This is a genomic window from Rhodococcus sp. DMU2021, assembly GCF_019641445.1.
GTDB classification, from domain to species: Bacteria; Actinomycetota; Actinomycetes; order Mycobacteriales; family Mycobacteriaceae; genus Rhodococcus; species Rhodococcus pyridinivorans.
In genome coordinates this window covers 272,303-287,384 of the sequence record NZ_JAIFKB010000004.1, presented here as the reverse complement: position 1 = coordinate 287,384, position 15,082 = coordinate 272,303, and the positions used below count along the sequence as shown (strand labels likewise).

At 67.1% G+C, this 15,082-nt stretch carries 11 protein-coding genes; 6 read left to right on the top strand and 5 right to left on the bottom strand.

Annotated elements, in window-relative coordinates; all coding sequences use genetic code 11:
* The first annotated feature begins 130 nt into the window (after positions 1-130).
* Both K3M35_RS09700 and K3M35_RS09695 read left to right on the top strand, forming a co-directional pair.
* A complete protein-coding gene (locus K3M35_RS09700) occupies positions 131-772 on the top strand; it encodes an MSMEG_1061 family FMN-dependent PPOX-type flavoprotein (protein WP_019290416.1) in 642 nt (213 codons plus the stop codon).
* Positions 773-808: 36 nt separating this feature from the next.
* Complete coding sequence (locus K3M35_RS09695) at positions 809-1,720, top strand: SDR family NAD(P)-dependent oxidoreductase (protein ID WP_019290417.1); 912 nt, start codon at positions 809-811, stop codon at positions 1,718-1,720.
* A 3-nt stretch (positions 1,721-1,723) separates the two neighbouring features.
* On the opposite strand, the gene K3M35_RS09690 is transcribed toward K3M35_RS09695, so the two are convergent.
* Complete coding sequence (locus K3M35_RS09690; RefSeq protein ID WP_220666340.1) at positions 1,724-2,566, bottom strand: cutinase family protein; 843 nt, start codon at positions 2,564-2,566, stop codon at positions 1,724-1,726.
* Between the two features lie 200 nt (positions 2,567-2,766).
* Positions 2,767-3,537 carry a hypothetical protein gene (locus K3M35_RS09685; protein WP_259443802.1) on the bottom strand — a complete coding sequence of 257 codons (771 nt, stop codon included), beginning with the start codon at positions 3,535-3,537 and terminating at the stop codon, positions 2,767-2,769.
* A 189-nt stretch (positions 3,538-3,726) separates the two neighbouring features.
* Between K3M35_RS09685 and K3M35_RS09680 the strand changes: the two genes are divergently transcribed.
* Positions 3,727-4,209 carry a DoxX family protein gene (locus K3M35_RS09680; protein WP_019290420.1) on the top strand — a complete coding sequence of 161 codons (483 nt, stop codon included), beginning with the start codon at positions 3,727-3,729 and terminating at the stop codon, positions 4,207-4,209.
* A gap of 77 nt (positions 4,210-4,286) precedes the next feature.
* On the opposite strand, the gene K3M35_RS09675 is transcribed toward K3M35_RS09680, so the two are convergent.
* From K3M35_RS09675 to K3M35_RS09665, 3 genes are all read right to left on the bottom strand, one after another.
* Positions 4,287-5,738, bottom strand: a complete 1,452-nt coding sequence (locus K3M35_RS09675; protein WP_006553332.1) for a glutamate synthase subunit beta — start codon at positions 5,736-5,738, stop codon at positions 4,287-4,289.
* A complete protein-coding gene (gene gltB / locus K3M35_RS09670) occupies positions 5,731-10,326 on the bottom strand; it encodes a glutamate synthase large subunit (protein WP_220666339.1) in 4,596 nt (1,531 codons plus the stop codon). The genes K3M35_RS09675 and gltB overlap by 8 nt, the downstream gene beginning before the upstream one ends.
* Positions 10,327-10,626: 300 nt before the next feature.
* Entirely contained in the window at positions 10,627-11,196 is a 570-nt protein-coding gene (locus tag K3M35_RS09665) for a TetR/AcrR family transcriptional regulator (protein ID WP_259443801.1), read from the bottom strand.
* 59 nt (positions 11,197-11,255) lie between these two features.
* On the opposite strand from K3M35_RS09665, the gene K3M35_RS09660 reads away from it, so the two are divergent.
* From K3M35_RS09660 to K3M35_RS09650, 3 genes are all read left to right on the top strand, one after another.
* On the top strand, positions 11,256-12,284 hold the full coding sequence (locus tag K3M35_RS09660) for an FAD-dependent monooxygenase (protein ID WP_220666337.1): 1,029 nt from the start codon (positions 11,256-11,258) through the stop codon (positions 12,282-12,284).
* Between the two features lie 94 nt (positions 12,285-12,378).
* Complete coding sequence (locus K3M35_RS09655) at positions 12,379-12,696, top strand: type VII secretion target (RefSeq protein WP_220666336.1); 318 nt, start codon at positions 12,379-12,381, stop codon at positions 12,694-12,696.
* Complete coding sequence (locus K3M35_RS09650; protein ID WP_220666335.1) at positions 12,697-15,063, top strand: hypothetical protein; 2,367 nt, start codon at positions 12,697-12,699, stop codon at positions 15,061-15,063. It abuts the gene before it with no gap.
* Positions 15,064-15,082: the final 19 nt, after the last annotated feature.

Sequence of the window (15,082 nt, the reverse complement as noted above, 5' to 3'; positions counted from 1 at the left end):
AGTCCTGCCTCCCGGGTCGTCCCGGTGACCGGAAGCAATCGACTGTGCAGCCCCTGACCAGGGCATGACACGGACGCCGACGTGATCTTCCCGTGCAGGATTGATACGGTCACCGCCGGAGGTGCACCGGATGGATGCGGACAGGATCGACGAACTCGTACACGGCGGGATACGGACACAGGACGAGCTCGAGGCCGTCCTGGGCATTCCGCACCCGGCGATCGTCGACAAGGCGCGACCACACCTGACGCCGCTCATCAGGCATTTCCTGTCGCTGGCGCGGTTCTTCACGATCGCCACCGCCGACGCCGTCGGCAACTGCGACTGCTCGCCGCGCGGCGACATCGAGTCGGCGGTGCTCGTCCTCGACGACCACACGATCGCGCTGCCCGACCGGCCCGGCAATCGCCGCGCCGACTCGTACCGGAACATCCTCGAGAACCCTCACGTCGGGCTGCTGTTCTTCGTCCCCGGCGACGAGGAGGTGCTGCGGATCAACGGCCGCGCCACGCTGTCGACCGACCCCGACCTGCTCGGGAAGCTGTCGCTGCAGAACAAGCCGGCGCAGCTCGCTGTGATCGTGCAGATCGACGAGGTCTTCCTGCACTGCGCGCGGGCGTTGCTCCGCGCCAAGCTGTGGGATCCGTCGACCTATCCCGACCGCGCGGCGGTCCCCTCGATGCGCGACATGCACGCCGAACTCCACTCGATCGAGATCCCGGCCGACGCCGAGCCGGGCAAACGCGAGCTCTACCGCGAGTTCCTGTACTGACCGGACCACACGCGGCGAGTGCGTCACGATGGTGGGGTGACCTCTCGGATCGCCCAGATACGCCGCTGGCGCGCCGGCGCTGCACTACGCAGCCGCCTGCGCGACCTGACCGGCGCCCTCGTCGTCGTCACCGGTGGTGGTAGCGGGATCGGCCGGGCCTCGGCGATCGCCTTCGCCGCCGAAGGTGCCATCGTCGTCGTGGCAGACAAGGATCTCGACAGCGCCCGCGAGACGGTGGCGCTCGTGAACGTCCCGGCTCCCGGTGCCGGAGGTTCCGAGGCCGTCTTCGGCGGCGCCGCTCACGCCTACGAACTCGACGTCTCCGACGAACAGCAGGTCCGGAAGTTCGCGCAGACCGTTCGCGAACGGCACGGCGTCGCCGACGTGCTCGTCAACAACGCGGGCATCGGTGTCATCGGTGCCTTCGCCGACACTCCGCAGAGCGTCTTCGAGAACGTGATGGACGTGAACTTCTGGGGAGTGGTCTACGGCTGCCGCGCCTTCACGGAGCAGATGATCGAGGCCGGCACGGGCGGGCAGATCGTCAACGTCTCGTCGGCCGCGGCGTACATGCCGCAACGCAACCTCGCCGCCTACACGACGAGCAAGGCCGGGGTGTTCATGCTGTCGGAGTGCCTGCGCGCCGAACTGCTCGAACACGGGATCGGCGTGACCGTCGTGTGTCCCGACCTGGTGGACACCAACCTCACCCGGGCGACGGAGTACGTCGCGCCGAACAAGGAACTACGAGCAGCACGACGCACCCGCACCCTCGCGATGTACCGGCGCCTGCACATCGCGCCGGAGAAGGTGGCCAAGGCGATCGTCGGGGCTGTCCGTCACAACAAGCCTGTGGTGACGGTCGCCCCGGGCGCGAAGGTCCGCAAGTGGCTGATGCGCTTCGCGCCCCGTGTCATGCGTGTGGGCGCACGATTCGACATCGATTGATGGTCAGGTCTTCGAGGCGATCCAGTCGTGCAGCCACCGCGTGGCCGTCGTTCCGCGACCGTCGACCACGTAGTTCGAGTAGTCCTGGTGGATCTGCGACTCGTAGAAGGTTCGGATCTTCTGCTCGCGCAGCTCGTTCGCCTCGGGCGTGAGCTGTAGCTGCAGCATCGGGATGCCCCCGGCGGTCATGATGTCGTTGTAGAGCGCCGTCGCCTCGTCGCGGTAGTTCTCGAGCTGCTCGAACGGGCTGCCCGCCGAGATCGCGAGGAAGCCGGCCAGTCGCGTGACGAAGTCCTCCGGCGGCGTCGAGCAGTAGAGGTCGCCCACCGCGCAGATGGTGCGCACGTTGGGCGTTACGAATCCGAAGCCTCCCGCGCGGGCACCTCCCGCACCGGTGCCGGCGACGGGCGGACCGACGAACGGGTCGAGTTCGGAGCGGCGCGGATCGGACAGCAGACCCACCGCGACGAGGCGGTGCGGACCGATCACTCCCAGCCCGGTGCCGATCTCGGCGGCGAGATCGCCTGCGGCATCGGCACCCTGGCTGTAGCCGACGAGGGCGAAGTTCGTGAGGGGGCACCGCTCGGCGGTGGCCGCGATGATGCCGCGTGCGTTGTCGACGGCGCGATTGCGGGAGGCCGCGTACACGTCGCCCTCCCACGGAAAGGCCGTGGCGGGATACGCGACGTAGTCGACGCGGGCGCCGGCGGGAAGATTGGACGTGACCTGGGCGAGCATGCCGTTCCCGCGGCCGGGGTCGGGGGTGTTCGAGGTCTCCCATGTTCCAGGCACAGCGACCACGTCCAGGGTCGGACATCCGGGCGGATTGGCTTGCGCCGCAGGCATTGCAGCGAATACTGCTGCACATGCCGCCACTGCGGCCACCGTTGCCGCCCACACTCTTCTCATAGCCATGTCCCCGCCCCGCTACTGTCCTGGTGCCGCGTCCCTCCCCGGCAGTATCGAGTAGAAGGATGACATATTCGTGAACCGGATGTGATGTATCCGAGTCCGGAACGTTGTCGGGAAACGACGGGGCCGGCGGATCAGCCGCGGACGACGGTCACCTGTCCCCCACCGATGTTCGTCACGAAGACGTTGCCCGTCCCGTAGTCGACCGCCGTTCCCGGAACCGGCCGCTCGACGACGCTCCCTTCGGCGGTCGAGGCGGGTTCCGCGACGACGATGTCGGGCCCGAAAAGGTTTGTCACATAGATGTTTCCGCTGAACGGATCGGTGACCACCGCGCCCGGCGGAGGCGGTGGCGGGGCCGGGAGCTCCGCCGGCGCGACGGCACGGTCGACGACCGTGACACCGCCCGTACCGACATTCGTGACGAAGACGCCGTCGGTTCCCGCGTCGAGGATCAGCTCCCGCATCCCGGGGAGCGGAGCCTGTGCAGGCCCCGCAACGGGCTCGGGCGTGACCTCCGTCCGGTGCACCGTGACCGCACCGGTACCGACATTGGTGACGGCGACGTTGCCGAGCCCGCCGTCGACCCGCATCTCCACGAGCGCGGTGGACACCTCGGTGCGCCCCGGGACACGCCCCTCGGGATGCGTGACGGTCACGGCGCCGGGACCCACGTTGGTGATGCATGCGTTGCCGACGCCGCCCTGGAGTCCGAGCAGGCGGGGACCGTCGAATCCGAAAACCGGTGGGACGGGCTCGGCGCCGTCGATCGTCACGAGCCCGCCACCGTTGCGGATGCACGCGTCCGCAGGGTCCGCGGTCGCGGCCGGAGCCGCCGCGACGGCAGCCACGACGGCACCCGCACCCATCACGACCGTCGCCAGTGCCCGTCTCGTAGCCGTCATGCGCAGAACCATAACGGGTGCGACGCCCGGCGACACGGAAATATCACAAGCGCAGCGCGTCCGGTGGTCCCTGTTGAGCGGATTTCTGTGGATCCACCCCCGGAAAGCAGGGGCAGCTCCACCGAAACCCGAGGAACGATGACCAAGCACCCCGCATGTAAGGGTAGGCATGCTTTACTTCCGCACGTGATGAACTCAGTGCGCCATTGGCCGGACCGTTTCGGCGATCACGCCGTCGCCGCCTTCCGCATCGCCGTCGGTTTCCTGTTCCTCTGCCACGGCACCACGAGCCTGTGGGCGTGGCCGGCGGAACCCTACGGCGGAACCACCGCACAACTCGGCGCATGGCCCGGCTGGTGGGGTGCGATCATCCAGGTCGTGTGCGGCACCGCCCTGATCGTCGGTCTCGGTACCCGGCTCGCGGCCTTCCTCGGCTCCGGATCGATGGCGTACGCCTACTTCTGGGGTCACCAGGCCGACGGCGCACTGCCCATCCAGAACGACGGTGAATCCGCCGCGCTGTTCTGCTGGGCGATGTTCGTCCTGATCTTCCTCGGCTCCGGATCGTGGGCCGTGGATCGCCTCCTCGCGCGGCGGCGCGAGGAGGCCACACCCGAACCGGCGCCGGCCACCGCAACCGACACCGATCCCGCGTCGCTCGTCGACGCCTGACCCACCCACGAACGCCTCCCCCCGAACGCCACTGGGCCGCACACCTTCCGGTGTGCGGCCCAGTGGTCGTACCTCGTTCAGCGCTGCGGCATCGTGGTGGTCGCGATCGGCGCCGGCAACGCCGTCTCACCCTCGAGGAAGCGGTCCACCGCAGCGGCGCACGCGCGACCCTCGGCGATCGCCCAGACGATGAGCGACTGTCCGCGACCCATGTCGCCGGCGACGAAGACACCGTCGACGTTGGTGGACCACTCCGACGAACGGGCGACGTTGCCACGCTGGTCGAAGTCGACCCCGAGATCGGTGAGCAGACCCGGCTTCTCGGCACCGGTGAAGCCCATCGCGAGCAGCACCAGATCGGCCTCGAGTTCGAAGTCGCTTCCTTCGACCTTCTCGAAGCGACCGTCGACCATCTGCACCTCGTGCGCCTTCAGCGCGGTGACCTTGCCGTCCTTGCCGATGAATTCCTCGGTGTTGACGGAGAAGACGCGCTCGCCGCCCTCCTCGTGCGCCGACGAGACGCGGTACATGAGGGGGTAGGTCGGCCACGGGGTGGACTCGGCGCGCTGCTCCGGCGGCCGCGGCATGATCTCGAACTGGTGGACGCTCTCAGCACCCTGACGGTGCGAGGTGCCCAGGCAGTCGGCGCCGGTGTCGCCACCGCCGATGATGACGACCTTCTTACCCTCGGCCGTGATGGTCGGGGCCGGCAGATCGCCGAGCTGCACGCGGTTGGCGATCGGCAGGAACTCCATCGCCTGGTGGATGCCGTCGAGCTCGCGTCCGGGGATCTGCAGGTCGCGGGCGACGGTCGCGCCGCCGGCGAGCACCACGGCGTCGAACTGCTCGCGCAGCTCATCGGCGGTGATGTCGACACCCACGTTCACGCCCGGCTTGAAGACGGTGCCCTCGGCCTCCATCTGCGCGAGACGGCGGTCGATGAAGCGCTTCTCCATCTTGAACTCGGGGATGCCGTAACGGAGAAGACCACCGATGCGGTCGGCCCGCTCGAACACCGTCACCGAGTGACCGGCACGCGTGAGCTGCTGTGCCGCAGCGAGACCGGCAGGCCCGGAGCCGACTACCGCGACCTTGCGGCCGGTGAGCTTCGACGGCGGAACCGGCTTGACGCGGCCGTCGTCGAAGGCCTTCTCGACCAGCTCGACCTCGACCTGCTTGATGGTCACCGGGTCCTGGTTGATGCCGAGCACGCACGACGCCTCGCAGGGCGCCGGGCAGAGCCGGCCGGTGAACTCGGGGAAGTTGTTCGTGGCGTGGAGGCGCTCGATCCCGTCCTCCCACTTACCCTTGTAGGCGAGGTCGTTCCACTCGGGGATGAGATTCCCGAGCGGGCAACCGTTGTGGCAAAAGGGGATACCGCAGTCCATGCAACGGCTTGCCTGGGTCCGGAGGGTGTCGAGCGGGAACGGCTCGTAGACCTCCTTCCAGTCGAGGAGTCGCAGCGGGACAGGCCGGCGGACCGGCGTCTCGCGGGAACCGTGCTTGAGGAAACCGGTGGGATCAGCCACGAGCAGCCTCCATGATCGCCTCGTCCACGTTCGCACCACGGATGGTGGCGTCCTTGATAGCCATGAGTACCTTCTTGTAATCGCGAGGCATGACCTTCGCGAAGTGGCTGACCTGTTGTGACCAGTCGGCCAGGATGCGGGCTGCGACCTCGGAGCCCGTTTCGTCACGATGCCGTTCGACGGCGCCCTTGAGCCACGCGAAGTCCTCGCCCTCGAGATCCTCGAGGTCGACCAGCTCGGTGTTCAGGTTGTTCTCGAAGTCCTTGTCCGGGTTGTACACGAACGCGACGCCACCGGACATGCCCGCACCGAAGTTGCGGCCGGTCTTGCCGAGGATGACGACCTTGCCACCCGTCATGTACTCGCAGCCGTGGTCGCCGACGCCTTCGACGACGGCCGTGGCTCCGGAGTTGCGGACCGCGAAGCGCTCACCCGCGATGCCACGGATGAGGACCTCACCCGAGGTGGCACCGAACAGGATGACGTTGCCGGCGATGATGTTGTCCTCGGGCACGAAACCCTCGGCCGCATTGTGCGGCGGGCGCACGATGATGCGACCACCCGACAGGCCCTTGCCGACGAAGTCGTTCGCGTCGCCGTTGAGCCGCATCGTGATGCCGCGCGGGACGAACGCACCGAAGCTGTTGCCGGCCGAACCTGCGAAGGTGATGTCGATCGTGTTGTCCGGCAACCCTTCCGCACCGTACTTCTTGGTGAGCTCGTGGCCGAGCATCGTGCCGACGGTGCGGTTGACGTTGGTGATCGGAGTGTCGAACGAGACCGACGTACCCGACTCGAGAGCGGGCTGCGCTTTCGCCATCAGCTCGTTGTCGAGTGCCTTGTCGAGAGCGTGGTACTGCTCCTTGGTGCAGTGCATGTCCTGCTCCCCGAAGATCGGGGAGGTGACCTTCTCGAGCAGCGGCGACAGGTCGAGCTTCGACGCGCGGTAGTGCTCGACGGCCTTGCGGGTGTCGAGGACGTCCACCTGGCCGATGGCCTCGTCGAGACTGCGGAAACCGAGTTCGGCGAGGTACTCGCGCACCTCTTCGGCGATGTACAGCATGAAGTTCTCGACGAACTCCGGCTTGCCGGTGAACCGCTTGCGCAGCACCGGGTTCTGCGTCGCGACACCCACGGGGCAGGTGTCGAGGTGGCACACACGCATCATGATGCAGCCCGAGACCACGAGCGGCGCGGTCGCGAAACCGTACTCCTCGGCGCCGAGGAGAGCGGCGACCACGACGTCGCGGCCGGTCTTCATCTGGCCGTCGACCTGCACGACGATGCGGTCGCGCAGACCGTTGAGCATCAGCGTCTGCTGGGTCTCGGCGAGACCGATCTCCCAGGGAGCACCCGCGTGCTTGAGGGAGGTCAGCGGCGACGCGCCGGTACCACCGTCGTGACCCGAGATGAGCACGACGTCGGCGTGTGCCTTCGACACACCCGCGGCGACCGTGCCGACACCGAGTTCGGAGACCAGCTTCACGTGGATGCGGGCCTTCGGGTTGGCGTTCTTCAGGTCGTGGATCAGCTGCGCGAGATCCTCGATCGAGTAGATGTCGTGGTGCGGCGGCGGCGAGATCAGGCCCACGCCGGGCGTCGAGCCACGGACCTCGGCGACCCACGGGTACACCTTGTGCGGCGGCAGCTGGCCGCCCTCACCGGGCTTCGCGCCCTGCGCCATCTTGATCTGGATGTCGGTGCAGTTGCTCAGGTAGTGCGCGGTCACACCGAAGCGACCCGAGGCGACCTGCTTGATCGCCGAGCGCCGCCAGTCGCCGTTCTCGTCCGGGGTGAAACGGCTCGGATGCTCGCCGCCCTCACCGGAGTTCGAGCGGCCACCGAGACGGTTCATCGCGATCGCGAGGGTCTCGTGCGCCTCGGCCGAGATGGAGCCGTAGCTCATCGCACCGGTCGAGAAGCGCTTGACGATCTCGCTCGCCGGCTCGACCTCGTCGAGCGGCACCGGCGGGCGCACGCCCTTCTTGAACTCGAACAGACCGCGCAGCGACGCGAGTCGCTCCGACTGGTCGTCGACGAGCTTCGTGTACTCCTTGAAGATCGAGTACTGGCCGGTGCGGGTCGCGTGCTGGAGCTTGAACACCGTGTCCGGGTTGAACAGGTGGTACTCGCCCTCACGACGCCACTGGTACTCGCCACCCACCTCGAGCTCGCGGTGCGCGCGCTCGGACTGGCGGTCGAGGAAGGCCGTGCGGTGACGGGCCGCGACGTCCGCGGCGATCTCGTCGAGACCGACACCGCCGAGCTGCGACTGCAGACCGGTGAAGTACTCGTCGACGAGTTCCTGCGACAGGCCGATGACCTGGAACAGCTGCGCACCGGTGTAGGAGGCGAGCGTGGAGATGCCCATCTTGGACATCACCTTGAGCACGCCCTTCGAGGCCGCCTTGATGTAGTTGGCGATGGCCTTGTCGAGGGTCATGCCCTCGGGCAGGTCGCCGTTCTGCAACAGCTCGTCGATGCTCTCGAACGCCATGTACGGGTTGACCACGGCCGCACCGAAACCGCACAGGGCGGCGATGTGGTGGACCTCGCGGGCGTCGCCGGCCTCGACGAGCAGACCGACCTTGGTGCGGGTCTTCTCGCGGACGAGGTGGTGGTGCACCGCGGAGGTGAGCAGCAGCGACGGGATCGGCGCCAGCTTCTCGTCGGACTCGCGGTCGGACAGCACGATCAGGCGTGCGCCCTTCTCGATGGCCTGCGAGACCTGCTCGCGGATCGAGGCGAGGGCGCGACGCAGACCCTCACCGCCCTCCGCGACCGGGTACAGGCCGCGGATGATGACGCTGTTGAAGCCGGGGAACTGCTTCTCGTCGTTGACGTGGATGAGCTTCTGCAGGTCGTCGTTGTCGATGACCGGCGCACCGATGAGAATCTGCCGGCACGACGCCTCGGTCGGGTTCAGCAGGTCGCCCTCGGGGCCGAGCATGCCGCCCATGCTGGTGACGATCTCCTCGCGGATCGCGTCGAGCGGCGGGTTGGTGACCTGGGCGAACAGCTGCGAGAAGAAGTCGAACAGCTGACGCGGACGCGACGACAGCACGGCGATCGGCGTGTCGGTGCCCATCGAGCCGAGCGCCTCGGCTCCGGAGGCTGCCATCGGCTTGACGAGGAGGTCGACCTCTTCGCGGGTGTAGCCGAATACCTGCTGCCGCAGCACGACACGCTCGTGCGACATGTAGGTGTACTTGCTCTCGGGCAGATCCTCGAGACGGGTGACGCCGCCTGCGACCCACTCCTCGTAGGGATGCTCGGCGGCGAGCTCGCGCTTGATCTCCTCGTCCTCGACGATGCGGCCCTTGGCCGTGTCGACGAGGAACATGCGGCCCGGCTGCAGGCGACGCTTGCTGACGATCTTCTCGGTGGGGATGTCGAGCACACCCACCTCGGAGGCCATGACGACGAGGCCGTCGTCGGTGACCCAGGCACGCGAGGGGCGCAGGCCGTTGCGGTCGAGCACGGCGCCGATGACGGTGCCGTCGGTGAAGCACACCGAGGCCGGTCCGTCCCACGGCTCCATGAGGGCCGCGTGGTACTCGTAGAACGCGCGACGGGCCGGATCCATCGAGTCATGGCGCTCCCACGCCTCGGGGATCATCATGAGCACGGCGTGCGGCAGGCTGCGACCACCGAGGTGCAGCAGTTCGAGCACCTCGTCGAAACGCGCGGTGTCGGACGCACCCGGCGTGCAGACCGGGAAGATCTTCTCGAGCTTGTCGCGACCGCCGAAGACCTCGGTGTCGATGAGTGCCTCACGGGCGCGCATCCAGTTGGCATTGCCCGTGACGGTGTTGATCTCGCCGTTGTGCGCCACGCGGCGGAAGGGATGCGCGAGCGGCCACGACGGGAACGTGTTGGTGGAGAACCGCGAGTGCACGAGACCGAGGGCCGAGACGACGCGCTCGTCCTGCAGGTCGCGGTAGAAGCCCTTCATCTGGGGCGTGGTGAGCATGCCCTTGTAGACGAAGGTCGACGCCGACAGGCTCGGGAAGTAGACGGTCTCGCTGCCGGGACCGTCCTCGCCCGCCCCGTGGTGGCCGAGCTCGTGCTCGGTGCGCTTGCGCACGACGTACGCGCGGCGCTCGAGCTCGAGGCCGGTGAGCGCGCGGGCGCCGGAGGCGATGAAGATCTGCCGGAAGGTGGGCATGGCGTCCTTGGCCATGGAACCCAGCTCGGACTCGTCGATCGGCACCTCGCGCCAGCCGAGGACCTCGAGGCCCTCTTCGGCGACGATGCGGTCGACCTCGGCGGCCGCGGCGTCGGCCTTGGCGGTGTCCTTGGGCAGGAACGCGATACCGGTCGCGTATGCGCCTTCGGCGGGAAGATCGAAGTCGACGACCTCACGGAAGTAGGCGTCGGGGACCTGGATCAGGATGCCGGCGCCGTCGCCGGTGTTCTGTTCCGCTCCCGCTGCACCGCGGTGTTCGAGATTCACCAGGGCGGTGATCGCCTTCTCCACGATGTCGCGACTGCGACGACCGTGCATGTCGACGACGAACGCGACGCCACAGGAGTCGTGCTCGTTCGCCGGGTGGTAGAGCCCTCGAGGCCCGGGGAGATGAGTCATACCTAGCCTTCGTTGATGCGATAGCACCGACGACCAGCAGCGCTGATGGCCATCTACTGCCGTAGACGGGTATCGGCCGGGTGCCCGATACCTTCGACATCGCCAGTATCCGCTCATCCGCGACGGTGCGGGTGCCTTTTCGGCAGCGCGAGCGTGGACCCGGCGACCGGTGGGACGTCGTGGTCCCACCGTCTTCGAAACGAACGATATGCCAGGTGGCGGGGGGTAATGCAAGCAAGCCTGCCCTATTCTTCCGCCCACCTGCGGAAACGCAGCCGTAACGCACCGGAATCGCGGGCGTCACCCTGCCGTGGAAAGCAGCATTCGCACCATTCGGGACACGCCGTCGCGCGGGTCCGGCCCGTCGTCCTGCGAGGTGCAGCGATGCAGGATCAGTCCGTCCAGGTAGTCGATGAGAACCCGCGCGGCGGTGGCGGAATCGTCGACGCCGAGGCCCGCGAGCACGGTCCCGATCCATCCGCGCAGTTCGCTGCGGCGGGTTTCGACCCCGGCACGCAGTTCGGGCGTCGCCATCGCCTCGACGAACATCGCGAAGCGTGCGCGGGTCCGCACGAGGTCGTCCCCCGTCACGAACATCACATATCCGTGCACCAGGTCTTCGAGCTCACGTGCGTCCCCCGGCAACGCGGCGCCGATCGCCTCGAGCTGGACCCGGTCCCGCTCGAGGAGCCTGTCGAGCACCCCTTCGACGAGAGCCTGGCGGGTGCGGAAGTAGTTCGACGTGGAGCCGGCCGGCACACCGGCGATGGCATCCACGCGGCGGTGGGTGAGGGCGCGCAATCCTTCGGTCCCCACGAGTTCGATTGCGGCGTCGAGGACGGTGGCGCGTTTGTCGGTCACGAGAGGCATTCTACGAGGATCACTACAGGGGTAGTGACTGTCCACTACATACGTAGTACCGTCATGACATGAGCGTGAAGCCAGGCAGTGCAGCGATCCTCGGCGGCGGAATCGGAGGGCTCACCGCCGCGAACACCCTCCTCCGCCACGGATGGCACATCGACGTGTTCGAACGATCTCCGGAGCCTCCGCGCACCGGCACCGCGCTCGGGATGTGGCCTCCTGCCCTGGCCGCACTCGAAGTTGCCGGCGTCGGCGGACGGGTGGAACAACTCGGCGTGACACAGCGCTCCGCGACGCTCAGACGCTGGGACGGTGTGGTGCTCGCCCACGTCGGGGACCTTCGCCGGGCACCGGTCATGGTTTCCCGGCCCGCCCTCCTCGACATCCTGCTGTCCGGCCTCCCCGACCACATCGTGAAGTTCGACGCCCCCGCGCCACCGTTCACGGCCCTCGCCGGATACGACGTGATGATCGGCGCGGACGGAATCGGCAGTGCGGTACGTGACGAGGTGTTCGGTCCGGCCTACCGGCCCGTGCACACCGGGTACGGAGCGTGGCGCGGCTGGGTCGGCGGCTCCACCACGAACCATGGAGAAACCTGGGGTCCCGGCGCGCTCTTCGGAATCACCGACCGCGACGGCGACCTCACCAACTGGTTCGCCGCCGTCCGCACCACCGAAGGCACCGGCGGCACCCTCGACGACCTGTACGGCCGCTTCCACGACTGGCACCCCGGCGTACGCGACATCCTCGGCCGCCTCGACCCCGACGACGTCATGTACCACGACCTGTACGAATCCCCCCGTCTCCCGTCGTACGTCCGCGGCAACACCGCACTGATCGGCGACGCGGCGCATGCGATGGCACCGAATCTCGGCCGCGGCGCATGCGAAGCAATCGTCGACGCCACGACACTCGCGACGCTGTTGTCCGAGCATCCGGTACCGATCGCTCTGCAGCGCTATGACCGTGCCCGTCGACGCCGCACCCAGCTCCTCGTGCCCGCGTCACGGGCGGTCGCCAGGATCGCGACCGCGTCCCGGCTGACATCTCTCCGCGACTCCTCCATCACAGCATTCGGCCGCATCGCCTGAAACGTTCCGAAAATCACCCGGTCGAGGGAACCGATCGTCACGCTGCTGCGTCCAACCCTGATGGAACGTCTGCCGGACAGGAGTTGGTGAGCTGATGTCAGCGCTGAAGGTCGACCCGGACTCGTTGAAGAGCCTGGCCTATGTCCTGGAGGGAGAAGCCGAGACCATCTACGCTTTGGAACCGTCCGCGGCGCTCGGGTCGGTAGCGGGCGCGATGCCATCCTCAGCGGTCGGTGGGGTCGCCGGACGCGCGGGAGCACCACTCGACACCGCCTACCGCGCTATGGCCAACTGCCTGCGACGCATGGCCGAGGCCACCGAAGCGGCCGCACGGAACTACGAGGTGGCCGAGGAGGAATTCGGCCGCCAACTCGCGGCCGTCGGATCCGACTTCGAAGGAACGGCCCCGTAGATGTTGCCTCCTTCCGCGATCCGCTCGCTCGATCCGGCTGCGCTCACCACGGCTGCCGACGCGGTTGAGTCCGCAAACAACACATTCCGGGAGTCGACCCACCGCGTCGACCGGAATGTGGATGCCACGTTCGGTGGATGGGACGGTGAAGGCGGGGCAGCCGCCGCGGCACGTGCGTGGAGTGACCGGGTGGCCGGCCAAGGCATCAGCCGCGCTGTCGACGAGCAGGTCGACGCCCTCCGCGACGCTGCGAACACGCTCATTCCCGCCCGCGCCACCGTCGTCGGAATCGTCGACAATGCGGTTGCAGCCGGCTTCACCGTCCACGACGACGCGCGGGTCGAGGCACCCCGAACCCACACGGGCGACGCGCAGACCGACCTCGTCGTGCAAGCGGGTCTCGACGACACCGCCATGAACTTCGAGGTCCAACTGAAATCGGCGGTGCGCACATTCGACGAACTGGATCGAGACGCCGCCGTCCGACTCGAGCAGGTCAGCAACCGGCTCTCCACGTTCGGCGGCGAATTCCGTTCCCAGAACACACATTCCATCGATTCTCCGGACGGTGCTGCCGACGCTGCGCTCCTAGCATCCGGGGCTGCACGCGATACCGATCTCGAACGCATCGGACGCACCCTGTCGCTACCGTCGGGTGCGAGCATCGAGTACCTCGACGCCTTCTACAACAGCCTCGACGAGGACGAACTGGCGAACCTGCACGAGACGTACAAGACATGGGAAGCCGAAGGCAACCCCGACGCGGCGCGCTGGGCCGACGGTCTCGGCAACGGTCTGCTCATTCTGTCGAATCCCGAATACGGCGGGTCGTGGGAGTCGGTGCCGCAGGACATCCGAGACACCATTCGATACGGCTACGAACCCGACCCGAACGCCGAGCACCCCGGTGAACCACTGGACCGGCTGGATCGACTCGGCGCGATACTCGGCGAGGCCAACCCTCAGTATCGACCCGGAACCGAGATGGGCATCGAGATGAGCCGGGTCGCCGGATATATGGCGGGCATCCCCACCTACGCCGATCCCCACATCATTCCCACCCCCGACCCTTCCTATTACGACCACACGGCAAGCACATTCCTCGACATCGCCACCCGGAACACCGACACGTCGTATCACCTGCTCACCGGCACCGACGTCGACGGCAGCCCTGCGGACTTCAGTAGGGACGAGGTGCTCGTTCCGCTGCTCACCCGCGAATGGGCCGACGACGGAGCAACTCTGGCCGGCCTGACGGAGTGGATCGCTGCCGACGCGTTGCCCGCCGACCCGGGTGACCCCGCCGCAGTAATCCGAGCCGAACGTGCGGGCGAGGCAGCATTCGGTTTGGCCGAGGTGTTGTCTGCGCCGGAATCGGAGTGGAACTCCGACAACAACTTCAACCGTTTCCTCCATATGCCGGGTGCCTTCCGGGAAGAAACCGACCTGACCATAGGTGACGTCAATCCTGTTGCTGTCCGTTCCTTCGCGACCGCCCTGTCACCGTTCGTCGGCGACATGGTCGGTTCCGTCGACGACGCCACCGCCACCAGCGGCTTCGGTGAACTCGGCCCCGTCCCGGCGACGCGCGTATTCACCCTCATGAACACCGACCCTGCGGCAGGTGCCCTTCTCAACGGTGCAGCAATCGCGCAGGCCACCGATTTCGACCGCCGGTTCGCTCTCGAACAACTCGACGGTGTGAACAAGTACAGCTACGGAACGTATTCGGGCCGGTTGCAAAGCCTCGTCGAGGTCGGTTTGAGCAGCACCTACGAGAACGAGAAGCTGGTCGAGCAGGCGGCGATCGACAACCGGAACCAGTCCAGAGCAGACGCGTATGCCGTGGCCCAAACCCTCGTCACCGGTGCGGTGACGGCGTTGCCGGGTGGCGTGGTCACGGGTCCGCTCGTGTACTCGACAGGGGTTCTGTTGCAATCCGAAATCGTCGATGCTGAAGGGCGATACGTGGGGCATCCGTCGGGGGTCGAGGGGTTCGATTCCGAAATGTATCTGACGGAGACGGGTGCTGAGAATACTCGGAGATACAACATGATCGGCGCGTTGGTCGATTCTGGCACAGTCGATCCGGCGAACCTCCCATTGGCATGGCACGAGAACGGCGTCCTCAAAGATCGCAACAACATCGGGGACGCTGCCTTGGCGAATATCGGGGATAACACGCTGGTCGAGTCAGGGATAGAACGGCATGCTATCGACGGCTATCTCCGTAGTTCCTTCTTGGGTCAGGGCGACCTCCGGAACATTGTCTACGCAGATCAAAGAGACGGTGAGGACAGTTTCCGCGACATTGTCGTGAACGATGTCGTTCCGCACGGAGGCGAACGCTGGAACTACGGTGCGTGATTTCGTGGCTGTATCTTCG

Coding starts and splice junctions, on each gene's coding strand:
- K3M35_RS09680 (WP_019290420.1), top strand. CDS start 3,727: ATGAACTCAGTGCGCCATTGGCCGGACCGTTTCGGCGATCACGCCGTC.
- K3M35_RS09665 (WP_259443801.1), bottom strand. CDS start 11,196: ATGCCTCTCGTGACCGACAAACGCGCCACCGTCCTCGACGCCGCAATC.
- K3M35_RS09660 (WP_220666337.1), top strand. CDS start 11,256: ATGAGCGTGAAGCCAGGCAGTGCAGCGATCCTCGGCGGCGGAATCGGA.
- K3M35_RS09655 (WP_220666336.1), top strand. CDS start 12,379: ATGTCAGCGCTGAAGGTCGACCCGGACTCGTTGAAGAGCCTGGCCTAT.
- K3M35_RS09650 (WP_220666335.1), top strand. CDS start 12,697: ATGTTGCCTCCTTCCGCGATCCGCTCGCTCGATCCGGCTGCGCTCACC.
- K3M35_RS09685 (WP_259443802.1), bottom strand. CDS start 3,537: ATGACGGCTACGAGACGGGCACTGGCGACGGTCGTGATGGGTGCGGGT.
- K3M35_RS09700 (WP_019290416.1), top strand. CDS start 131: ATGGATGCGGACAGGATCGACGAACTCGTACACGGCGGGATACGGACA.
- gltB (WP_220666339.1), bottom strand. CDS start 10,326: ATGACTCATCTCCCCGGGCCTCGAGGGCTCTACCACCCGGCGAACGAG.
- K3M35_RS09690 (WP_220666340.1), bottom strand. CDS start 2,566: ATGCCTGCGGCGCAAGCCAATCCGCCCGGATGTCCGACCCTGGACGTG.